At 71.0% G+C, this 21,707-nt stretch carries 20 protein-coding genes; 7 read left to right on the top strand and 13 right to left on the bottom strand.

Features of this window, described 5'->3' with window-relative positions; translation table 11 throughout:
- Positions 1–4 precede the first annotated feature (4 nt).
- From FDA94_RS27155 to FDA94_RS27130, 6 genes are read left to right on the top strand one after another with little or no spacing between them, the layout of a single operon-like run.
- Complete coding sequence (locus FDA94_RS27155) at positions 5–1,162, top strand: homogentisate 1,2-dioxygenase (protein ID WP_137249954.1); 1,158 nt, start codon at positions 5–7, stop codon at positions 1,160–1,162.
- Positions 1,159–1,908 (top strand): hypothetical protein, encoded by a 750-nt coding sequence (locus tag FDA94_RS27150; RefSeq protein WP_246060178.1) that lies wholly within the window; start codon positions 1,159–1,161, stop codon positions 1,906–1,908. Before FDA94_RS27155 ends, FDA94_RS27150 begins: the two co-directional genes overlap by 4 nt.
- Positions 1,905–3,002 (top strand): fumarylacetoacetase, encoded by a 1,098-nt coding sequence (fahA, locus tag FDA94_RS27145; RefSeq protein ID WP_137249908.1) that lies wholly within the window; start codon positions 1,905–1,907, stop codon positions 3,000–3,002. Before FDA94_RS27150 ends, fahA begins: the two co-directional genes overlap by 4 nt.
- A 10-nt stretch (positions 3,003–3,012) precedes the next feature.
- Positions 3,013–4,122: a L,D-transpeptidase gene (locus tag FDA94_RS27140; RefSeq protein ID WP_246060177.1), complete on the top strand. Its 1,110-nt coding sequence runs from the start codon at positions 3,013–3,015 to the stop codon at positions 4,120–4,122.
- A gap of 44 nt (positions 4,123–4,166) precedes the next feature.
- On the top strand, positions 4,167–4,598 hold the full coding sequence (locus tag FDA94_RS27135) for an NfeD family protein (protein WP_137249907.1): 432 nt from the start codon (positions 4,167–4,169) through the stop codon (positions 4,596–4,598).
- Between the two features lie 2 nt (positions 4,599–4,600).
- The gene (locus FDA94_RS27130) at positions 4,601–5,668 is read left to right on the top strand and encodes an SPFH domain-containing protein (RefSeq protein ID WP_170991145.1); all 1,068 of its coding nucleotides are present in this window, start codon (positions 4,601–4,603) and stop codon (positions 5,666–5,668) included.
- Here FDA94_RS27130 and FDA94_RS27125 read toward each other — a convergent pair.
- From FDA94_RS27125 to FDA94_RS27080, 10 genes are all read right to left on the bottom strand, one after another.
- Entirely contained in the window at positions 5,665–6,972 is a 1,308-nt protein-coding gene (locus FDA94_RS27125) for a Fic family protein (RefSeq protein WP_212735533.1), read from the bottom strand. The genes FDA94_RS27130 and FDA94_RS27125 overlap by 4 nt on opposite strands.
- Positions 6,973–7,068: 96 nt before the next feature.
- On the bottom strand, positions 7,069–8,655 hold the full coding sequence (locus FDA94_RS27120; protein ID WP_137249904.1) for a GTPase: 1,587 nt from the start codon (positions 8,653–8,655) through the stop codon (positions 7,069–7,071).
- Positions 8,652–10,370, bottom strand: coding sequence for a P-loop NTPase family protein (locus tag FDA94_RS27115; RefSeq protein ID WP_137249903.1), 1,719 nt, complete (start codon positions 10,368–10,370; stop codon positions 8,652–8,654). Before FDA94_RS27115 ends, FDA94_RS27120 begins: the two co-directional genes overlap by 4 nt.
- Positions 10,371–10,435: 65 nt before the next feature.
- On the bottom strand, positions 10,436–10,930 hold the full coding sequence (locus tag FDA94_RS27110; protein WP_137249902.1) for a hypothetical protein: 495 nt from the start codon (positions 10,928–10,930) through the stop codon (positions 10,436–10,438).
- Positions 10,931–11,177: 247 nt separating this feature from the next.
- The gene (locus tag FDA94_RS27105; RefSeq protein ID WP_137249901.1) at positions 11,178–12,641 is read right to left on the bottom strand and encodes a sensor histidine kinase; all 1,464 of its coding nucleotides are present in this window, start codon (positions 12,639–12,641) and stop codon (positions 11,178–11,180) included.
- The gene (locus FDA94_RS27100; protein ID WP_137249900.1) at positions 12,638–13,324 is read right to left on the bottom strand and encodes a response regulator transcription factor; all 687 of its coding nucleotides are present in this window, start codon (positions 13,322–13,324) and stop codon (positions 12,638–12,640) included. Before FDA94_RS27100 ends, FDA94_RS27105 begins: the two co-directional genes overlap by 4 nt.
- A complete protein-coding gene (locus tag FDA94_RS27095) occupies positions 13,321–13,842 on the bottom strand; it encodes a hypothetical protein (RefSeq protein WP_137249899.1) in 522 nt (173 codons plus the stop codon). Before FDA94_RS27095 ends, FDA94_RS27100 begins: the two co-directional genes overlap by 4 nt.
- Positions 13,843–13,862: 20 nt before the next feature.
- The gene (locus tag FDA94_RS27090) at positions 13,863–15,122 is read right to left on the bottom strand and encodes an ABC transporter permease (RefSeq protein ID WP_137249898.1); all 1,260 of its coding nucleotides are present in this window, start codon (positions 15,120–15,122) and stop codon (positions 13,863–13,865) included.
- Positions 15,119–15,847 (bottom strand): ABC transporter ATP-binding protein, encoded by a 729-nt coding sequence (locus FDA94_RS27085; protein WP_137249897.1) that lies wholly within the window; start codon positions 15,845–15,847, stop codon positions 15,119–15,121. Before FDA94_RS27085 ends, FDA94_RS27090 begins: the two co-directional genes overlap by 4 nt.
- Positions 15,844–16,884 carry an efflux RND transporter periplasmic adaptor subunit gene (locus tag FDA94_RS27080; protein WP_137249896.1) on the bottom strand — a complete coding sequence of 347 codons (1,041 nt, stop codon included), beginning with the start codon at positions 16,882–16,884 and terminating at the stop codon, positions 15,844–15,846. The genes FDA94_RS27085 and FDA94_RS27080 overlap by 4 nt, the downstream gene beginning before the upstream one ends.
- 131 nt (positions 16,885–17,015) lie before the next feature.
- On the opposite strand from FDA94_RS27080, the gene FDA94_RS27075 reads away from it, so the two are divergent.
- Positions 17,016–18,416, top strand: coding sequence for an HlyD family efflux transporter periplasmic adaptor subunit (locus FDA94_RS27075; RefSeq protein WP_137249895.1), 1,401 nt, complete (start codon positions 17,016–17,018; stop codon positions 18,414–18,416).
- On the opposite strand, the gene FDA94_RS27070 is transcribed toward FDA94_RS27075, so the two are convergent.
- From FDA94_RS27070 to lhgO, 3 genes are read right to left on the bottom strand one after another with little or no spacing between them, the layout of a single operon-like run.
- On the bottom strand, positions 18,413–19,804 hold the full coding sequence (locus tag FDA94_RS27070; protein WP_137249894.1) for a sensor histidine kinase: 1,392 nt from the start codon (positions 19,802–19,804) through the stop codon (positions 18,413–18,415). The two genes, FDA94_RS27075 and FDA94_RS27070, sit on opposite strands and share 4 nt — an antisense overlap.
- Positions 19,805–19,808: 4 nt before the next feature.
- Positions 19,809–20,513: a response regulator transcription factor gene (locus FDA94_RS27065; RefSeq protein ID WP_030452139.1), complete on the bottom strand. Its 705-nt coding sequence runs from the start codon at positions 20,511–20,513 to the stop codon at positions 19,809–19,811.
- Between the two features lie 33 nt (positions 20,514–20,546).
- Complete coding sequence (lhgO, locus tag FDA94_RS27060) at positions 20,547–21,701, bottom strand: L-2-hydroxyglutarate oxidase (protein ID WP_137249893.1); 1,155 nt, start codon at positions 21,699–21,701, stop codon at positions 20,547–20,549.
- Between the last annotated feature and the right edge of the window lie 6 nt (positions 21,702–21,707).

Raw genomic sequence — 21,707 nt, 5'->3', positions numbered from 1 at the left:
GACGATGCCGCACTATCGCACCGTGGGAGAGGTTCCCCGGAAACGTCACGTCCAGTTCCGCCGTCCGGACGGTGGGCTCTACGCCGAAGAGCTGATGGGCGAGGAGGGCTTCTCCTCCGACGCCTCGCTGCTCTACCACCGCTACGCCCCCACGGCCATCACGAAGGCCGAGGCCGTGAGCGGCGGCCACGGCGTCCTGGAACCCAATCTGCCGCTGTCGCCGCGCCACTTCCGCACGCAGGACCTAGCCCCTGAAGGCGACCTCGTCTCGGGGCGGCGGCTCCTGGCGGGCAACGGCGACGTCCGGCTCGGCTACGCCGCCACCGACCGGCCCAGTGAGCTCTACCGCAACTCGATGGCCGACGAGTGCGTCTACGTCAAGTCGGGGCGGGCGCGCTTCGAGTCGGCCTACGGGGCGCTCGACGTCGGCGAAGGCGACTACGTCGTCATCCCGACCGGGACCATCCACCGCTGGGTGCCCTCGGGCCGCGTCGAGGCCCTCACGATCGAGGCCTCCGGGCACATCCGGCCGCCGAAGCGCTACCTGTCGCAGTCCGGCCAGTTCCTGGAGCACGCCCCCTACTCCGAGCGCGACCTGCGGGCCCCCACGGAGCCGCTGATCGTCGAAGGGGAGGACGTCCCGGTCCTGGTCCGGACCCGTGGCGGGCTGACCCGGCTCACCTACCGCAACCACCCGTTCGACGTGGTCGGCTGGGACGGGTGCCTCTACCCGTACGTGTTCAACATCGACGACTTCGAGCCCGTGGTGAAGAAGACCCACGCGCCGCCGCCCGTGCACCAGACGTTCGAGGGGCCGGGCTTCGTCATCTGCTCGTTCTGCCCCCGGCCGCTCGACTTCCACCCGGAGGCGGTGCCGATCCCGTACAACCACCACAACGTCGACTCCGACGAGTTCATGTTCTACGTCGGCGGCGACTACTCGGCGCGCGCGGGCTCGGGCATCGACGTCGGGTCGGTGTCGCTGCACCCGGCCGGGTTCACCCACGGGCCGCAGCCGGGCGCGGTCGAGGCGGTCATCGCCTCGGGGGCGACCCAGACCTCCGAGCTGGCCGTGATGATCGACACCTTCCGGCCGCTCGACCTCGGACCGGGCGCGCTGGCCTGCGAAGACGGCGACTACGCCTGGACCTGGGCCCGGTGAACCCGCTGTTCGCGGCCCTCGTCGACGACGCGGGGCTGTTTCCGCCGACTTCGCTGCCCATGGCCGACGCGCTGGCCCGCCACGAGGCCGACCGCGCCACCGGGAGCGAGGTGCTCACCCACCGGTTCCTCTGCCTGGCCAGCCGCCTCCACGAGATCACCGCGCCCCGGCCCGGGAAGATCGGGGTGATCGTGGACGATCCGCTCGCCGACCTGGGTGATCCCGACTTCATCGAGGTGCGGCTCGGCAAGCCCGTGCCCCGCACCGGCGCCCGGCTGTTCGTCGAGGTCACCGCCGACGAGCTCGACGGGATCGACGCCGTCGCCCATCCGCACCACGACCACGGCCAGGCCGGGTTCAAGATCAGGTGCGGCGGGCCGACCCGGGAGGCGTTCCCGTCGCCCGAGGAGGTCGCCCGGTTCATCACGTTCTGCGCCCGGAACGGGATCCCGTTCAAGGCGACCGCCGGGCTGCACCACGCGGTCCGCCACTACGACACCACGCTGGGCGTCTGGCGTCACGGGTTCCTCAACCTGCTGCTGGCCACCCACGCCGCCCTCCACGGCGGCGACCCGCTGCCGATCCTGGAGTCGGTCGACGCCGACGGGCTGGCGCGGGCGGCGGTGGCCGTACCGAGGGAAGAGGCTCTGAAGACGAGGGAGACCCTCGTCTCCCACGGCTCCTGCAGCACCGCCCAACCCCTCAAGGACCTGCGGGAACTCGGCCTGATCGGAGAAGACGCGTGAGTTTCGGACTCGACAACCTCCCCTATGGCGTGTTCTCCGTCGACGGAGGGAAACCCCGGGTCGGGGTGCGGCTGGAAGACCAGGTCCTCGATCTGGCACCCCTGCTCGGCGACGACGTGTTCCGGGAGCCGACCCTCAACCCGTTCATGGCCCGGGGGCGCGGCGCGTGGCGGGCCACGCGGGGCCGCGTACAGGATCTGCTCGCCGACGACCGCGGCGCCGAGCACCTGATCCCGCTCGACCGGGTACGGCTCCACCTCCCCATCGACGTGGCCGACTACGTCGACTTCTACGCCTCCCTCGAACACGCCTCCAACCTGGGCCGCATGTTCCGCCCCGACGAGGAGCCGCTGAAGCCCAACTGGCGGCACCTCCCGGTCGGCTACCACGGGCGGGCCGGCACGGTCGTCGTCTCCGGCACCGAGATCCGCCGCCCCTGCGGCCAGCGGCCGTCGTTCGGCCCGTCGGCCAAGCTCGACATCGAGGCCGAAGTGGGCTTCGTGGTCGGCGCGGGCAGCGAGCTGTGCCGACCGGCGGGCGCGTTCGACGAGCACGTCTTCGGGGTCGTGCTGGTCAACGACTGGAGCGCCCGCGACATCCAGGCCTGGGAGTACGTCCCCCTCGGCCCCTTCCTCGGCAAGTCGTTCGCCACCTCGATCTCCGCCTGGGTGACCCCGCTCGACGCTCTCGACCACGCCCGCGTCGGAGGCCGCGAGCAGGACCCGGCTCCGCTCGACTACCTGCGGCGCAACGCCGAATGGGGGCTCGACCTCGCCCTGGAGGTGCGGCTGAACGGCGAGGTGGTCTCCACCCCGCCCTACCGCGACATGTACTGGACCCCCGACCAGATGCTCGCCCACATGACCGTCAACGGCGCCTCCCTGCGCACCGGCGACCTCTACGCCAGCGGCACCGTCTCGGGCGAGGACTCCCCCGGATCGCTCATCGAGCTCACGTGGAACGGCGCCCGGCCCATGAAGAGCGGCCAGTCGTTCCTCGAAGACGGCGACGAGGTCACCATCACCGCCACGACCCCGTCAGGGCTGTCCCTCGGGGAGGTAACCGGGCGTATCCTGCCCGCTACCGTTCGGTAGCGTTGGCGCGGTGCCGCGCCTCTTCTGCCTGCTCACGGCCCTGATGACACTTCTCGGTTGTTCGCCCGTGACCGCCCTGACGCCCATCGGCGTCGCGATCTCCCCAGCGCTGGGCGAGAAGAGGGCGGTCCCCGACCGGGGCCTGACGATCAAGGCCCTCGGCGGCACGCTGAGATCGGTCACCGTGACCGCGGCCGGCCTCCCCGTCCTGGGCAGGTACCACCACAACCGCACCGAGTGGCGCTCGTCGTGGTCGCTGCGCCCCGGCACCGACCACCTCGTCACCGCCGTCACCACCGACCGCCGCGTCAGCGGCCGGTTCCGCACCCTGACGGCCACCCCGGCCACCCCGCCCAAGGTCGACCCGCTCCCGGGGGAGACCGTCGGCGTCGGCATGCCGATCGTGGTCGAGTTCAAGGTCCCCGTCCCCGACCGCGCGGCGGTCGAGCGCGCCTTCGAGGTCGTCCCCGACCGCCCCGTCGAGGGCGGCTGGCACTGGTTCTCCGACACCCAGGCCGTCTGGCGCCCCCGCTCCTATTGGCAGCCCGGCACACGGGTCCGCTTCACCGCCCACCTGACGGGTCTGCGCTTCGCTCCGGGCGTGTACGGCACCACCGACCCCTCGGCCACCTTCGTCGTCGGCCGCAGCATGAGCAGTCACATCGACACGGCCAACCACCGCATGACCGTCCACCGCGACGGCCTGCTCGCCCAGGAGATGGCGATCAGCGCCGGCATGGCCACGACCAAGGAATACACCACGACCAGCGGCGTCCACCTGACGATGGAGAAGAAGGAGAAGGTCCGCATGGTCTCCCCGCGCCGCAAGCCGGGCGACCCCGAGTACTACGACCTGATGATCGACCACGCCGTCCGCATCTCCAACAGCGGCGAGTACGTCCACGCCAAGGACAACACGTGGGCGCAGGGCCGGCTGAACGTCAGCCACGGCTGCGTGAACGCCCGCCCCGACAAGGCGAAATGGTTCTTCGACAACTCGCTGCGGGGAGATCCCGTGGTGATCGTCGGCACCGACAGACCACTCGAACCGGCCAACGGGTGGGGATTCTGGCAACTTACCTGGAACGCGTGGAAGGCGGGCAGCGCTCTCGCTTCCTGACAGGTAGGTTGATATTAGGAACCCCCTATCGATAGGGCGGTGCAATGGACTCGTGGATCGTGTGGTTGATCCTGGCGGCGGCACTGGGAATCGCCGAGCTCTTCACGCTCACCGCCGCCATGGGGATCATCTCGGTCGCGGCGCTGCTGACAGCGGGCGTGGCCGCGATCGGGCTGCCGCCCGGCCTGCAACTGCTGGTGTTCGTCCTGGCGTCCGGCGGCGGCCTGCTCGGTCTGCGCCCCCTGGCGATGCGGCATCTGAAGCAGGCGCCCGCCCAGAGGTTCGGCGTCTCAGCCCTGGTCGGCAAGTCGGCGTACGTGACCCACGAGGTCACCGGCCGAGGCGGCCGGGTCAAGATCGGCGGCGAGGAGTGGTCGGCCCGCGCCTATGACGAGACCCTCGTCATCCCCGTGGGGACCACCGTCGACGTGTTCGAGATCGAGGGCGCCACCGCTCTCGTCTATCCACGGGAGTGACCATGGAAGTCGCCCTGCTCGTCATCCTGATCCTGGTCGCGATGTTCGCGGTCGTCACGGTCTTCCGGACGGTACGGATCGTCCCCCAGGCGCGCGCCGCCAACGTCGAGCGCCTGGGCCGCTACAGCCGCACCCTCGATCCCGGCCTGAACTTCGTGATCCCCTACATCGACCGTGTGCGCCCGCTGATCGACCTGCGCGAACAGGTCGTCAGCTTCAAGCCCCAGCCCGTGATCACCGAGGACAACCTGGTCGTCGACATCGACACGGTCCTGTACTTCCAGGTGACCGACCCGAGGGCGGCGGCGTACGAGATCGCGAACTTCATCCAGGGCGTCGAGCAGCTGACCGTGACGACGCTGCGCAACGTGGTCGGCGGCATGGACCTGGAGAAGACGCTGACCAGCAGAGACACCATCAACAGCCAGCTGCGGGGCGTGCTCGACGAGGCGACCGGCAAGTGGGGCATCCGGGTCAACCGGGTGGAGATCAAGGCCATCGACCCTCCCAAGACCATCAAGGAGGCGATGGAGAAGCAGATGCGCGCCGAACGCGACAAGCGCGCCGCCATCCTGACGGCCGAGGGCCTGCGGCAGTCGCAGATCCTGACCGCCGAGGGCGAGAAGCAGAGCGCCATCCTGCGCGCCGAAGGCGAACGCACCAGCCAGATCCTCAAGGCCGAGGGCCAGTCGCAGGCGATCGACGAGGTCTTCCAGGCCGTCCACCGCAACGACCCCGACCCGAAGCTGCTGGCCTACCAGTACCTCCAGATGCTGCCGCAGCTCGCGTCCGGCCCCGGGAACACGTTCTGGGTGATCCCCTCGGAGGTCACGTCGGCCCTGCAGGGCGTGTCGAAGGCCTTCACCGAGGCCCTGCCGCAGTCGGCCGCCACCCGCGAACAGCCCGAACGCGACCGGCCGGCCGGTTCGGAGGCGGTCCGCGAGGCGGAGGCCGCGGCGGCCGAGGCCAAGGCGGAGGCGGAGGCCGATTCACTGCCGAGGTCGATCGAGCGCGGCAAGGCGGTGCCCGACCCCCTGGGCGACCTCAACCGGTCACGCGACCGCGCCTAACCGCCGAGACCGAGGACTTGCCGAAGGTCACGGACCGCCAACCAGGCGAATCCGCGGCCTTCGGGGATCTTCGTGAGAAGGCCGCGCGTCTCCAGTCCCTGCAGGTCGGTTCGGGCCGTCTGCGCGGTCACGTTGTGGCTTCTCGAGTGCGACGCCACCGTGTAGCGGGCGTCTGATCTCTTGATCGCGTTTTGGAGGAGCGCGATCTGACGGTGATTGAAGTGTCCGGCGAGCCCGGCCACCGCCCGCTGTAGATCGCGGGTCTGCCGGACCTTCCGGTCGAGGTATTCGTGCAGGTCGGTGATGGCCTGACTGATGATGCCGAGCTGGGCGGCGATGAAGTAGGTCAGGTCGCCCGCGTCCTGCTCACAGTGGAGGAAGCTGCGGCCGTATTGAGCCTGCCCCCGTTTGATCAGGCGGGAGATCGACAGGAACTCGGTCAGCCAGTAGTCCTGGTTCAGCATCGACCAGTAGAAGAGGACGCGGGCGGTGCGGCCGTTGCCGTCGACGAACGGGTGGTCGTAGGACAGCATGAAGTGCAGCACGATCGCCCGCACGACCGGCGGCACATAGGAAGTACCGCTCTCTCCGTTGGCGAAGGCGCACAGCGCTTCCATCCGCTGCGGCAACTCATCCGCCGGAGGCGGCGTGTGGAGGATGTTGCCCTCCATGTCGCTGACGACGACCCGCTCTTCGCCCGGCAACTGCAGTCGACCTGCCGTCGCGGGGTCGTCGAGGGTCCCTTCCGTGACGATGCGGTGGATTTCGGCGATCAGCGCCGGAGTCAGCTTCTCTTTGCGCAGTTCGCCGACCCGACGCATGGCTCGATAGTTGTTGAGGATCATCAACTCGTCATGAGTGCGCGCACTACGGCCCGTCCGCAGCATGGCCTTCGCGACCTGGTAGGTCGTCGACGCCCCCTCCAACTGGGAGGATGTGATGGCCTCCTCGATCAGCGAGTTGACGACGTACTGGTCACGGGTCGGCGCGTCATGCGTGACGGGTTCAGGCACCCCGATGCGGCCGCTGGTGTGCTTGGCCACGTTCTCGATGCCCCGGAGCACCTCGTCGGGTAGGGCGTACCCGAACCAGACGCCTTTCTCGAACTGCAGCGGCAGGATGCGACGGACCCCCGCGCGGGCGAGCTTGGTCGCGGCCCACCACTCCTCGACTGTCACCCCGTCAGGAACGGGGCGACGACGAAACTCATCCCACGGCAGGTAGCGGTCGTTCGCGATCGACACGCCTTTGGAGATCAACGCGAGCAGGCGGCCTTCTGGAAGCGAGTCGAGGATCGCCCCCACCGAGGGCGGCGGCTTCGGTATACGCATCCGGCCCTCCAGCGCTAGCTGCTAATTCCGCTCAGATTAGCAGCTAATTAGCTGCTAAGTTCGCCAGAATTAGCTGCGCGCCGTCTTGGCCTGCTTGACGAAGGTGACGTAGCGGGTCTGTTCGTGGTCGATCGGCTTGATGATCATTCGGTCGGCCACGTCGGAGATGTTCTGGCGCAGGACTCTGGCCGACTTGCGGGCCTTCCTGCGGCTGCCGATCCAGGCCAGGCCCCGCGTCAGCAGGGCCACCACCACCCCGATGACCGCCGCCCCGACCAGCAGCGTCGTCGGCCACGGCACGTCTCCGGCGGTCGGCGTGTAGAGGCTCGGCAGTTGCAGGAAGCCCAGGGCGTACAGGACCACCAGCCAGCCCAGCCCCACCAGGAGCGTCGCGAACAGCAGCCATTGGAGGGCGTTGACCGCGCGCCACCACAGCGGGCGGCGTTCCATGCCGAGGTCGCTGCCGGCCACCGCGCGGTCCAGGGCGTCAGCCAGGGTGTCGTGGTGTTCGCGGGCCGAGCGGCGGATCGCGGCCGCCCACGGCTCCGGGACGCCTTCGGCCGCTTCCAGGCCGACCGCTCTGACCGCCGAGTCCATCTGCGAGGTCTGGATCGCCGACGCGTGCGGCAGGGAGGTGCGGCCGGTCGTGGGGCGCTGCAGGTGCAGGCGGCGCAGGGGGTCGGGGCGGAAGCGGCGGAGCCAGCGGGTCACCGGCCAGCCCATCGCGGCGACCGCGCGGTGCCGGTGGGCCTTGGCCACCGCCCCGACCACCAGGGGGACGCCGGCCGCTTCGGACAGGGCTTCGTCCAAGGCGTCGTGGTCGGGGGTGCGCAGGTCGGTGGCGGGCAGGCCGCCGGAGGCGGCGATCAGGTGGTCGGCGGCTTCGGCCGTGTCGGCCTCCAGCCGCGACGACCACGCGTGGCGACGGCTGACCAGCTCGGTGAGCAGGTCTTTCAGCTCCTGTACGCCCTCTCCCGTCACCGTCGACACGGGCAGGATCGGCACGTCGCGCAGGCCGTCTTCGGCCAGCAGGCGGCGCAGGTCGTCGAGGCAGCGCCGGACGGCGGCCGGGGGCAGGCGGTCGACCTGGTTCAGGACGACCAGGGTCACGTCGGCGTGCCTGGCCAGCGGTCGCAGGTAGCGCTCGTGGATGGCGGCGTCGGCGTACTTCTGGGGGTCCATGACCCAGACGAGCTGGTCGACGACGGCGACCAGGCGGTCGACCTCCAGCCGGTGGGAGAGCTCGATGCTGTCGTGGTCGGGCAGGTCGAGCAGGATCAGCCCGGCCAGGTCGTCGGAGTGGACGACGTGCCGGGTGGGCACGTCGAGCCAGTCGAGCAGCGGACCCGAACCCTCCGGCGACCACAGGGCGCCCTGGGCCTTGGAGGTGGTCGGGCGGGTCACCCCGACCGTCGCCACGTCGCCGCCGGCCAGCACGTTGAACAGCGACGACTTGCCGCTGCCGGTCGCGCCGGCCAGGGCGACCGCCGTGTGGTCGACCGAGAGGCCCGCGCGGGCGCCGGCTCGGGCGACGACGGCGCGGGCGTGGTCGACCGGCTCCCTCGCGACCCTGCCGTCGGCCAGGTCGGCGGCGGCGCCGAGGGCCTTGAGGCGGTCGTCCAGAGAGATGTGGGAGCGGCGCCGCAGGAGCTTCACGCGGCACCGCCCGGGAAGTCGGTCTTGCGCTGTTCGACGGCGTCGGCGGCGGCCCGCAGGGCGTGGGTGTCGGTGGACTCCATGCCTTCGAGCAGCGTGTAGAAGCGCCGGGCCTCCTCGTCGAACAGGTCCCTGACCCGCTGCCGGAGGTTGGCGCGGGCGGCGTCGGTGAGGCGGCGGACGGCCTGGTCGCCGAAGACCGCCTCCAGGAGTTTCTGGCTCAGGACGGTGGTGCCGCCGGCGACGCCGATCTCGATGCCGGTCAGGCCGCCCGTCGACGCGAACACCGTCAGCATGATCAGCAGGCCCAGGCCGTTCACCCCGAACGAGGCCGCCCTGGCCATGCTGCGCTTGTCGGCGCCCTCCTCGCGCACGAGGTCGAGCACGTAGCCCTGCCAGTCGCGGACCGCCTTGGCGGCCTTCGGCGGCAGGTCGGCCGACACCCGGCCGAGTTTTCCCGCGGTTTCGATTCCGGTACGTTCCAGCAGGTCACGACCCTGCGGAGTGGAGAGCCACGCGTCCACGGAACGTTCGGCCGAACCGTCGGCGGTGGCCCTGATCAGCGACTCGACGCCGCTCTCCAGGGCCACCCTGAGGCGCTTGTCGGGGGCCGGACGCCCGGTGAAGGCGGCCACCACCTTGTCGCGCAGCCAGCCCACCCGGGTCTCCAGGGAGCGCATGAAGTCGCCGGTGCCGACGAAGTCCTGCCAGCGGTTCAGCACCTCGCCGCGCAGCAGGGTGCCGTCGCGCATGGCCTCGTCGAAGTCGGCCATGCCGACGTCGTAGCCCTTCTCGACCAGGCCGCGCAGTTCGTTCGCGCCGAGCAGCTGGCGCTCGGCGGCCTCGGCCAGGGCCGGGACCCGGACCGACAGGCTGTCGAGCGCGCCGCTCAGGGTCCGGCGGACCACGTCGGCGCGGGCCTCGTGGTCGGCCGAGAGGCCGTCGAGCCACTTCTTGATCGGCCGGACCGCCATCTCGGGCAGCCGGGCGCGTTCGCTCGGCAGCGGCAGCTCCGGCACCTCGAACAGCGGGGTGCCGGCCAGGCCGTTCTCCTTGAGCAGGCGGCGCAGGTCGGCCGCGACCGGCACGCGGGCCTCCTCGGGCACCCGCTGGAGGATCACGGCCATCGCCGTGCTGCGTTCACTGGCGATCCGCAGGAAGCCCCAGGGGACCTCGTCGGCGTACCGGCTGGCGGTCGTGACGAACAGCCACAGGTCGGCGGCCGCGAGGAGCTGGGCGGCGAGCTCGCGGTTGGCGGTGACCACCGAGTCGATGTCGGGGGCGTCGAGCAGGGCCAGGCCGGGCTGGATCAACGGGGAGGTGACGATCCTGAGGGTGCCGGGCTGCTGGCCGTCGCCGGTCGAGCGGGGCATGCCGGGCAGCACGTGCGCGGAGGTGAACCAGGCGGCGTCGGCCGTGCTGGCCACCAGGGTCGGGGCCAGCGTGGTCGGGCGCAGCACGCCCGGGGCGGTGACGTCGTCCTGGACGAGGGAGTTGACCAGGGTCGACTTCCCGGCTCCGGTGGAGCCGCCGACGACGGCCAGCAGAGGCGCGTCGATCGCGGCCAGGCGCGGGATGAGGTAGTCGTCGAGCTGCCCGGTCAGCTCCTTCTGAGCGTGGCGGTCGGCTTCGACGTTCCCGATGGCGAGCGGGAAGAGGTCGCGGCCGAGCTGCGCACGCAGGCTTTTCAGCGCGGTCGCCAACCCTTCGGACATATGGTCCGACTTCCCTCAAAGGAGCGTGCGCAACGTGATAGACACGCCAATTCGCCGCAAAGGCCTTACGAGCCTGACGGCATCAGGGGGCGGCACTTCTCCAGCGCCTTCTTGATCGCCGGATCCTCCTGGTTCACGTCCCGGAAGCTCTTCACCTCCGCGCCGTTGTCCTTCATGCAGGTACGGAAGGCGTTGAGGGCCGAGCCGTCCATCTGCATCCGCCCACCGCCACAGGCCTGGAAGGCCTCCCGCGTCTTGTCGTCCATGGACGGGAAACCTGACGGCCGAGACCTGGGCTCGCCCGAAGGGCGGGTGCCCCACTGGCCGTCGCCGGCGGGTGAGCCCGAGGGCCGTTCGCCGGGCCGGCCACCGTTGTTCCGGAAGCCGCCTTCGGGCAGGGAGACCCCGTGCTCCTTGAGGCACTCGGCGAGGGCGGTGCGATCGCCCGGTCCGCCCGACGGCACGGGTGCCGGGGCGGCGGCGGTCTCCTTGGTGCCGCCACAGGCGGTCAGAGACAGGAGCAGGGCCGCGGTCAGGGCGGCGATGACGGTCTTCGGCACGGGTCCCATCGAAGGCCCCCGGAATATGAGGCCGTTGAGTCGGCCCTGAGAGGAAGCTGGCAAATCCAGCACAGGCCGGCATCTCAGGGAGGCCCGGGGAGCGATCTTTGAGTGATCTGGCGAGCGGATCTTGCAGCAGCCGGGCGGGCGGATCTCAGAAAAGCTGGGCGCGCGGATCTTGAAGCAGCCGAGCGGGCCGATCTCAAAAGCTGGGCGCGCGGATCTAGAGAAAACCTGGCGCGCGGATCTAGTGAAGCCTGGCGGGCGGGTCGCCTCCGTGGTTCTTCGGTAGTTCCACGCGGAAGACCGCGCCCTTCTTCCCGTTGGCCGCGCAGATCCTCCCCCCATGCGCCTCGACCAGGGCCGCCGCGATCGACAGGCCCAGCCCCGCGCCGCCCTTCCTCGCCCCCCGGCTCCGGGACGGGTCGTCGCGGTAGAAGCGCTCGAAGACGCGCTCGGGGTAGCGCAGCCCCGGGCCCTCGTCGGCGACCTCGATCACGACGCCCGTCCCTTCCGAGCCGACCGCCACGGTGAAGCCCGTCCCCTCCGGGGTGTGCTTGAGCACGTTGCCGACGAGGTTGCCGAGGACCTGCCGGAGCCGGGCCTCGTCGCCGACGATCGTCAGGGGGTCGTCGGAGCCGTCGAGTCGTACCAGATCGATCTCGCGCTCCGGAGCCAGGAGGCGGGCGTCGAGGACTTCCCCGGCCGCCAGGCTGAGCACATCGACCGGTTCGCGTTCGAGGGGGCGCTGCTGGTCGAGGCGGGCGAGCAGGAGCAGGTCGTCGACCAGGACGCCCATGCGGGAGGCCTCGCCCTCGATGCGGGCCATCAGCTTCTCGGTGTCGGGGTCGGCCTCCTGGCGGTAGAGCTCGGCGAAGCCCCTGATGGAGGTCAGCGGGGTGCGCAGCTCGTGGGAGGCGTCGGCGACGAAGCGGCGCATCCTCTCCTCGGAGCCGCGCGCCTCGGCGGCCGACCTGCGCGCGGCCGTCTCCGACTGCTCCCGGTGGCGGAAGGCCAGCTCGATCTGGTGCAGCATGCCGTTGATCGCGCCGCCGAGCCGGCCCATCTCGGTGCTGCGGGGCTGTTCGGGCACCCGCTGCGACAGGTCTCCCCCGGCGATGGCGGCGGCGGTGTGCTCGATCTCTCCGAGGGGACGCAGGCTGCGGCGTACCAGCCAATAGCAGGCGAGGCCGAGCGCTACCAGCACGCCCGCGCCGGCCCCGGCCACGATGACGGTGAGCCGGGCGACCGTGTGCTCGATGTCGCCCATGCTGACCGCGACCACGCGGCTGCGCCCGTCGGGAGTGGGCACGGCCACGGCCCGCCACGCGGGGCCCGTCCCGTCGGCCGATTCGACGGTGAAGGGGTGCCCGGCGAGCGCCGCGACCTTCGCGTGGTTCAGGCCGGTCAGCGCGGGCTCCTCCGCCGCGGTCGACGTGGCGATCTGGTCGGCCACCTTGCCGTCGGCGTCGAGGATGAGAACGTGGAACAGGCCGGGCAGCCGCTGTGGCCGGGACTTGGGCAGTTGCAGCAGCGGCTTCAGGTTCAGCTCGCGCAGCGGCGCACCGGCGGCGGTCAGTTGCTGGTCGATGCGGCCGACCAGGTAACCGCGCAGCAGCCTGACCGCGAACACGCCGGTGAGCGTGATCGCCAGGGTGACCAGGACGAGCGTCCCGGCCACCAGCCGCGCCCAGAGCGGCACCCGCCTCATCGGCGGGGCGCCCGCAGCACGTAGCCGACGCCCCGCAGGGTGTGGATCAGTTTGGGATCCCGGGTGTCGATCTTCTTCCGCAGGTACGACACGTACGACTCCACCACGTTCCGGTCGCCGCCGAAGTCGTAGCGCCAGACGTGGTCGAGGATCTGCGCCTTCGACAGCACCCGGCCCTGGTTGACCATGAAGTAGTGGAGCAGCTTGAACTCCGTCGGCGACAGCCGCACCTGGCGGCCCGACCGCCAGACCTGGTGGGCGTCCTCGTCCATCTCCAGGTCGGCCACCCGCAGCCGCACGGGCGCGGGGTCGGCGGCCCCGGCGCGACGCAGCACGGCCCGGATGCGGGCCAGCACCTCGTCGAGGGAGAAGGGCTTGGTGACGTAGTCGTCGCCGAGGGCCAGGCCCGCGAGCTTGTCGTCGTGTGACTGGCGGGCGGTCAGGAAGACGACCGGAACCCGCCGTCCGGCTGCGCGGAGGCGGGTGGCGACGGCGATGCCGTCGATGTCGGGGAGCATGACGTCGAGGATCATCAGGTCGGGTCTGAAGCGTTCGGCGGCCTCGACCGCCTCCCTGCCGTCGGACGCCGTGATCACCTCGAATCCGGCGTAGCGGAGGCTGGTCGACAGCAGCTCCCTGATGTTCGGTTCGTCGTCGACGATCAGGAGCCTGGCCTCACTCATTGGTTCGCTCGCATTCTCGGCACGCCACCGCCTTCGGTCACGCTGGTGGCCGCGACGTTCCCGTCGGCGTCCCTCTCGCCCTGGACGACGACCGACGCGCCCGGCTTGAGGTCCGACAGCTTGCCCTCTTTGGAAATTCGCACTTCGGTGTCGGCACCGGTGGTGACGACCGTGGTGGTGCCGTCGGCGCCCTCGACGTAGACCTTGGCGCCGTCGACCAGTTTGACCGTACCGACCGTTCCCTGCCGGTTCGGCTGGCCACCCATCTGGCCACCGTTCTGGCCGGCGCGACCGGCCATGAGCTGGCCGATCACGGCCGCCCGGTCGTCGGGGGCGCCGAAGGTCTTCTGGGCCTGGATCCCGACCAGGATCCCGGCCACGAGCACCACCCCTGCGGCCAGGAACAGGGTCAGTCTGGGGAGTTTCGCCCGCTTCGGGCGGGCGGTCAGCTCCTCGGTGAGCTCGCCGCGGAACGGCGAGGTCTCGAGCAGCTCGTCGGCGGACATGCGCCTGGGCACCGTGACTCCTTAACTCGAAGCTACTCGAAGCGCAGGGCTTCGATCGGCCGCAGCTTGGCGGCGCGGTTGGCGGGATAGCTGCCGAAGAACAGCCCGATGGCGACCGAGACCCCGAGCGCCAGCACGACCGAGCTCGGCACCACGACGGGCGTGATGCCGGCGATGGTGAACTGCGCGCCCGCCACCGCGATCGCGACCCCGAGCAGGCCGCCGATGAGGCTCAGCAGGGTCGCCTCGACGAGGAACTGGCCGAGGATCGCGCCGCGCGGGGCGCCGATGGCCTTGCGGATGCCGATCTCGCGGGTCCGTTCGGTGACCGTGACCAGCATGATGTTGGTGATACCGATGCCGCCGACCAGCAGGCTGATCGCCGCGACGGCCGCCAGCAGGACCGTGAACGTCGAGGTCGCGGCGCTGACGGTCTCCTGGAGGGTGGCCTGGTTGAGGATCTGGTAGTCGGCCGCGACCGTCCCGCCGACGCCGTGCCGCTGGTCGAGCACCGAGGTGATCTCGGCCTGGGCGGCGGCCACGTCGTCGGCCGATCCGGCCTTGACGAGGATCTGGTTGAGCGGCCCGAACCCGGTGAGGCTCTGCTGCACCGAGGGCAGCGGCGCGATGGCGAGGTCGTCGGCGTCCTGGAACCCGCCGGTCGACCCGGCCTCCTTCAGCACCCCGACGACGGTGAACGGCACCCCGGTGACGGTGATCTGCTTCCCGACCGGGTCGAGCGCGCCGAACAGGTTCTCGGCCACGGTCTGCCCGATGACGATGACCTTGCGGGCGGCCAGCACGTCGTCGTTGAAGAAGTAGGCGCCCTTGGCGACGGGCTTGTTGGAGGCCTCGAAGTAGCTCGGGTAGGTGCCGACCACCTGCTGAATGGAGTGGGAGGCCCCTTCGTACGACGCCGCCTGCGAGTTGGCCGAGACGACCGGCGACACCGAGGCCACATGGGGCGCGGCCGCTTTGTCGGCGAGCGCCCTGGCGTCGTCCACGGTCAGCGGTTTGGCCTGGGTGCGCGGCCCGGTGTCCTCCTGAGGCTGAGCCATCCGGAAGCCCCCGCCGCCACCACCACCGCCGCCGGTCGACGAGCTCACGGTGAGCGTGTTGGCGCCGAGCTGCTGGATGTTGCGCTGGATCGACTGCGAGGAGCCCTCGCCGACCGCGACCAGCAGGATCACCGCCGCGACCCCGATCAGGATGCCGAGCGTGGTGAGCGCGGAGCGCATCTTGTTGGCCGCCAGCCCCCGGACGGCGAACCGGACGATCTCGACGGCGTTCACGCGGTCACCTCCTTGAGCCGCGGCGGCAGGCCGTCCACGGGAGCGAGCCGGGTGTCCTCGATGATCCGCCCGTCCCGCAGCCGGACCACCCGCTTGGCGTGCTCGGCGACGTCGGCCTCGTGGGTGATGACGACGATCGTGCGGCCCGCCGCCGACAGCCGGTCGAAGATGCCCAGCACGTCGAGGGTGGAGGTGCTGTCGAGCGCGCCGGTCGGCTCGTCGGCCAGCAGCAGGGTGGGCGAGTTGACCAGCGCGCGGGCGATGGCGACCCGCTGCTGCTGGCCGCCGCTCAGCTCGTTCGGCTGGTGGTTCACCCGGTCGGCCAGGCCCACCAGGTCGAGCGCGGCCAGCGCCCGGCGACGCCGCTCGGCCGGTCTGACCCCGCCGTAGGCGAGCGGCAGTTCGACGTTCATGACCGCGGACATGCGCGGGATCAGGTTGAACGACTGGAAGACGAACCCGATCTTGCGGTTGCGGACCACCGCCTGCCGCCGGTCGTCGAGCGCGCCGACGTCCACCCCGTCGAGGTGGAACTCCCCTGCGCTCGGGACGTCGAGGCAGCCGATGATGTTCATCAGGGTCGACTTGCCGGAGCCGGAGGCCCCCATGATCGCCACGTAGTCGCCGGGCTCGACCTGGAGCGAGACCCCGCGCAGGGCGTGCACTGCCGTCTCGCCCGCGCCGTAGACCTTCGTGGCGTCCCGTACGTCCAGCACCAGACTCATCGCCGCCCACCGAACCCGCCACCGCCGCCGAAGAGGCCTCGGGGTTGGCCGGTCGGGGTGACGACCGGCCGCACCACCTGGTCACCCTCCTGGAGACCCGAGACGATCTCGGTGCCCGTGGTCCCCTTCACCCCGGTCTCGACGACCTTGACGGTCTGCGTGCCGTTCTCCAGCACGGTCACCGTGCTGCGCCCGCCGGCCGTGGTGATCACCGCCGAGGGCACGGTGAGCACGTCGTCGGCCCGGTCGACCACCACGCTCACCGAGGCCGTCTGCCCCAGCCTGACCTGGCCGGGGATGTCGGTCAGCGTGATCGTGGCCGCGTAGGAGACCACGTTGTCCTCCGTCTGCGGCTGTGCCCCGATGAGCGCGACCTCGCCCGTGGCGGTCACGCCCGGGATGGCGTCGAAGGTGATCTGGGCCTGCTGGCCGACCTTCAGCCTGGTCACGTCGGACTCGGTGAAGTTCCCGACGATCTGGAGCCGGCCGGGGTCGACGACGTCGACGAAGCCGCCCTCCTGGACCTGCGAGGGCCCGCCGACCGTGCCGCCGACCGCCGTGACGGTCCCGGTGAACGGGGCCTTGATGACGGTGCCGGCGAGGGTCCGCTTGGCGGCCTGGTAGGCGTTCTTCGCGGACACGTACTGGGAGTAGCCCGAGGCGCTTTCGGTGTCGCCGTCCTCGGCGGCGTCGAGGCTCGCCTTGGCGGCGTCCACCCCTTCGCGGGCGCTCTCGTCGTCGAGCCGGGCCAGCACCTGGCCCTTCTTCACCTTCTCGCCGGGTTCGACGGAGATCGACTCGACGGTGCCCTGGGTCGCGAAATTCAGCGAGCGGGCGCGGGCGCTCTCCACCGCCCCCGACGCGGTCACGGCCGACTCGACGGTCCCTCGGGTGACCCTGGTGGTCAGCACGTTCCCCGACTCCGCCGGCTCGCCCCCGCCCCCGAGGGACGCCCACGCCGCCCCGGCCCCGCCGAGCAGCAGCACCCCCAGGGAGGCGTTCAGGATCAGCGCTCTGCGCTTCGTCGACAACTTCACAGGGATGGACACTGCCGGTCCAGGTTTGGAGCGCCCTCCGCCGGTCCTGAACGTTTCCTGTCAAGGGTCCACAGGTAACTCGCAGTTTCGGCTCAGCGGAACATGACGCGCGGTCACCAGGATGACGAGCCATGACTCGTACCCGGCTACGCGCCGGCGGCCTGGCCCTGGCCGCCGTCGCCTTGGTGACCACCGGCGCGATCCTGCTCAGGGATGACCCGCCGGCCCTCCCTGACGTGGAACTCGTCGCCGCCCGGCGCGGCGACGTGACCTCGGTCGCCTCCGCCGCCGGGAACACCGTCGACGACGGCATCCACGACCTGGCCTTCTCGACGGCGGGAACGATCGAGAAGGTGTACGTCAAGATCGGCGACAAGGTCCGCAAGGGCGACCTGCTGGCCCGCGTCGACGACACGATCGCCCGCGAGAACTACGACGCCGCCAAGGCGTCCTTGGCCGCGGCCGAGGACCGACTCGACACGGTCGAAGGCTCGGGCGCGACGGGCGGCTCATACGCCGCCCCCACCCGGCAGCCCCAGGGCGGCCCCCAGGCGAGCTGCCCACCCACGGGAGACCAGCCGACCACGCAGCCGTCGGGGAAGCCGAGCACCCCGTCGCCGTCTCCCTCGCCTTTCAAGGGCGTGCGAGCCGCAGCGGTGTCGTTCACCAAGATCACCACTCCGTCACCGTCGGGCAAGCCGTGGCGACAAGGGGAGCCGGAAGTCCACCTCGACCCCACGAGTGAGCCGTCTCCCTCGCCATCCCCGACCCCCACCCCGAGCACCGCCCCACCACAACAACCTCAGGGCCAGGCCTGTGACCAGGACCGGCAGCAGCAACAGCAGCGCCCCCAAGGCGGCGGCGGCCGGATCCCGCAGCAGCAGGGGGGCGGCGGCCCTCAGATGACCGAGGCCGAGGCGGAGGCCGCCGTCACCAGGGCCAAGAACGACCTGAACGCCGCGAAAGACGCCCTGAAGGGCGTCGTCATCAAGGCCCCCTCGGCCGGTACGGTCCTCCAGGTCAACGGCGTCGCGGGCGACCCCTACACCCAAGGGGCCTTCGTCAGCCTGGGCGACCTGAACGACCTCCAGGTCAAGGCCCTGTTCACCCAGTCGGACATCGGCACGCTCAAGACCGGCCAGCAGGCCGTCATCACCCTCGGCAACCCCGCCGGCGCCTACGAGGGCGAGGTCTCCCACATCGACCCCATGTCCACCACGACCGACCGCCTGGTCCGCTACGGCGTCACCATCTCCTTCGACGACCAACCGCCAGGCCTCCTCCTGGGCCAGACGGCCACCGTCCAGGTCGTCACCGGCGCATCCCCGGACGCGGTCTACGTCCCCGCTCGGGCCGTCCAGAACGACACGGTCATCCTGGCCGACGGCGCGAAGCGCAAGGTCACGACGGGCGTCCGCAGCGACACCACGGTGGAGATCACCGGCGGCCTGACCGAAGGCGAGAAGGTGGAGCTCCCGGGCGCGTCCGCCCTCAACGGCGAGTTCCCCGACAGCACCTTCCCCGGCCTCTAGTCGGGCTCCGGTTCCAGGCGTAACACCACGCGGAACGCCGCCCCGGCTCCCGGCGACGTCTCCACCGTCACCGTCCCCCCATGGGCCTTGACCAGGGACGACACGATCGACAGCCCCAGCCCGGCGCCCGACGACTCGTCGTGGGTGCGGGCCGGGTCGGCGCGGTAGAAGCGTTCGAAGACCCGCGCCGCCTCGTCGGCGGTCATCCCGGGCCCCTTGTCGGCGACCTCGACGAACGCCTCGGTCCCGCCCGCGCCGACGGTGACCATCACCGGCACCCCGTCGGGCGTGTGGGCCAGGGCGTTGGACATCAGGTTGCCCACGACCTGCCGTAACCGCACCTCGTCGCCCGACACGATCGGCGCCGTCGTCCCCTCGACCGCCAGGGAGATCGACCGGCCGGGAGACAGGATCCGCGCGTCCTGGACGGCGTCGCCCGCGATGGCCAGCAGGTCGACCGGCTTCGACTGGAGGGGACGCTGCTGGTCGAGGCGGGCCAGCAGCAGCAGGTCTTCGACGAGGAGGCTCATGCGTTCGGCCTCGCTCTCGATGCGGCGCATCAGCCGCGTCACGTCGGTCTGCGGGGCCTGGCGGTGGAATTCGGCGTACCCGCGGATGGAGGTCAGCGGGGTGCGGAGCTCGTGGGAGGCGTCGGCGACGAAGCGGCGCATGCGCTCCTCCGACTCCCGGGCCGCCGCCTCCGATCGGGAGCGGTCGTCGAAGGCCTTCTCGATCTGGGCGAGCATCCCGTTCAGCGAATGGGCCAGGCGGCCGACCTCGGTGCGCGGGTCGCGGTCGGGGATGCGGCTGCTCATGTTCCCGGCGGCGATCGATCCGGCCGTCCGCTCGATCTCGGCCAGCGGACGCAGGCTGCGCCGGACCAGCACGATCCCCAGCACGCCCGCCAGCGCGAGCACCACCGCCCCGCCGAGGATGACGATCAGGCCCAGGCGGCTGGTGATCTGGGTGACGCCGCCGAGCCCGATGGCCGTCACCAGGGTGCGGCCGCTCGCCAGCGGCACGGTCTTGACCCGCCACGACACGCCGTCGGACGACCGCGTCGCGATCTCGCCCGGCGGCGGCAGGTCGGCCGGGCTCGGGCCGCCGATCACCGATTCGCCGGCCGCCGACGGGCCGATCGTGCCGTCGGCCTCGACGACCTGCACCAGGCCCTCGGGCGGCAGCCGCTGCATCGAGTAGGTCAGGTCGCCGCTGTGCGCGAGCCGGGCCAGCGTCTGGACGCTGAGCTTGGCCACCTGTTCGTCGACGCGGTCGATCAGGTAGCTGCGCAGGAGGGACACGCTGGCCGCGCCGATCACCAGCAGGGTCCAGGCGACGAGGGCGAGCATCGCCGCGATCAGTTTCGTACGCAGCGACACCCGGCTCATGTCATCAGGCCGAGGTTCGCATCACGTAGCCCACACCGCGCAGGGTGTGGATGAGTCTCGGCGCCGACCGGCTGTCGATCTTCCGCCGGAGCACCGACACGTAGGACTCCACGATCCCGGCGTCGCCCCGGAAGTCGTAGTCCCACACGTGGTCGAGGATCTGCGCCTTCGACAGCACCCGCCCGGCGTTGGCCATGAAGTAGCGCAGCAGCTTGAACTCGGTCGGCGACAGCGGCACCGGGTTGCCCGACCGCCAGACCTCGTGGGACTCCTCGTCGAGTTCGATGTCGGCGAAGGTCAGCCGGGGCGGCGGGGCGGTCGGGTCGCCCGCGGTGCGGCGCAGCACGGCCCGGATGCGGGCGATGACCTCTTCGAGCGAGAACGGCTTGGTGACGTAGTCGTCGCCGCCCAGCGTCAGGCCCCGGATCTTGTCTTCGGTGGCGTCGCGGGCGGTCAGGAAGACCACGGGCGTGAAGGTGCCGCCGCCACGCAGCCTGCGGACGACGTCGAAGCCGTCCATGTCGGGCAGCATCACGTCGAGCACGATCAGGTCGGGCCGGTGACGGGTGGCCGCGGCGACTCCCTCGGTGCCGCTGGAGGCGGTGCTGACCTCGAAGCCGGCGTACCGCAGGCTCGCGGCCAGCAGTTCGAGGATGTTCGGCTCGTCTTCGACGATCAGCAGTCGGGCTTCGGGAGTCACCATGAGCATCTTCTCGGACGATGGGGGGCGTACCTGAGCACTTTATGAAGAATCGCTTAAGGTTGCCGTCAAATCAGCCACATGCCGGCCGATCGCGAAGCTCGACGTCGCCGCCGGAGAGGGCGCGTTGCGCACGATCAGGACCCGCCCGTGGCGGTCGATGGCGAAGTCGTCGACCAGCGCGCCGTCGCGCCCGACGGCCTGGGCCCGCACCCCGCTGCCCGCCCTGACCAGGTCACCCTCGGCGAGCGCGGGCACGTAGCGGCGGGCCGCCTTGAGGAACGCCGACGGCCGCAGCGAGCCGTTGAGCTCGCGCAGGCCGGTCACCCAGTGGCGGCGGGCCATCTTGCGGGTGCCCGGCCAGGCCAGGACCCGGGCCAGCTCGCCGAACCGCACGTCGCGCCACGAGTAGCCTTCGAGCGCCAGGGCCATGATCGCGTTGGGGCCGACCAGCACCTCGCCGTCGACCCGCTTCGTCAGGTGGACGCCGAGGAAGGGGTAGCGCGGGTCGGGCACGGGATAGATCAGGCCTCTGACCAGGCTTTTCGCCGTGCCCGTCAGGCGGAAGTATTCGCCGCGGAACGGCACGATGCGCACCTCTCCCCGGCCCGCCAGGGCGTCGGTGCCCAGGCCGGCGCAGACCACCAGGCGGTCGAAGCGCAGGCCGCCCGCCGCCACGCCCGTGGCCGACTCGTGGATGGCCGGCACGGGGTGCGAGAGCCGTACATCCAAGGATGCGGCGAGATGCCGGGCGACGGCGGGAAAGTCCGCGACGGCGGTATGGGGGGAATGCACGGCGCCGACGCCGACCGCATGGGGCTCGATCTCGCGCAGCCCGAGGGCGTCGAGTTCGGAGACGTCCGGTACGCCGTTCGCTCGCGCCCGGTCCGCGATCTCCCGCAGCCCCGCCCGCTCGGCCCTCGTCGAGGCGATCACGAGCTTGCCCGCCTCGTCGTAGGGCAGCCCGTGCTCCTGGCAGTATTCGCGCAGCAGCGCGACCCCTTCGCGGCACAGCCGCGCCTTCAGCGACCCGGGCCGGTAGTAGATCCCGGCGTGGACGACCCCGCTGTTGTGCCCTGTCTGGTGGGCGGCGACGCGGTCTTCCTTCTCGAGCACCGTCACCTCGGCGCCCCGGGAGGTCAGCTCGCGCGCCACGGCGAGCCCGAGGATGCCGGCTCCGACCACCCCGATCTTCATGCCTTC

Origin of the sequence: Herbidospora galbida (assembly GCF_005233835.1) — a bacterium.
Lineage (GTDB): Bacteria > Actinomycetota > Actinomycetes > Streptosporangiales > Streptosporangiaceae > Herbidospora > Herbidospora galbida.
Note: the sequence above shows the minus strand (reverse complement) of the source record. Positions and strands in the feature narration are given on the sequence as shown.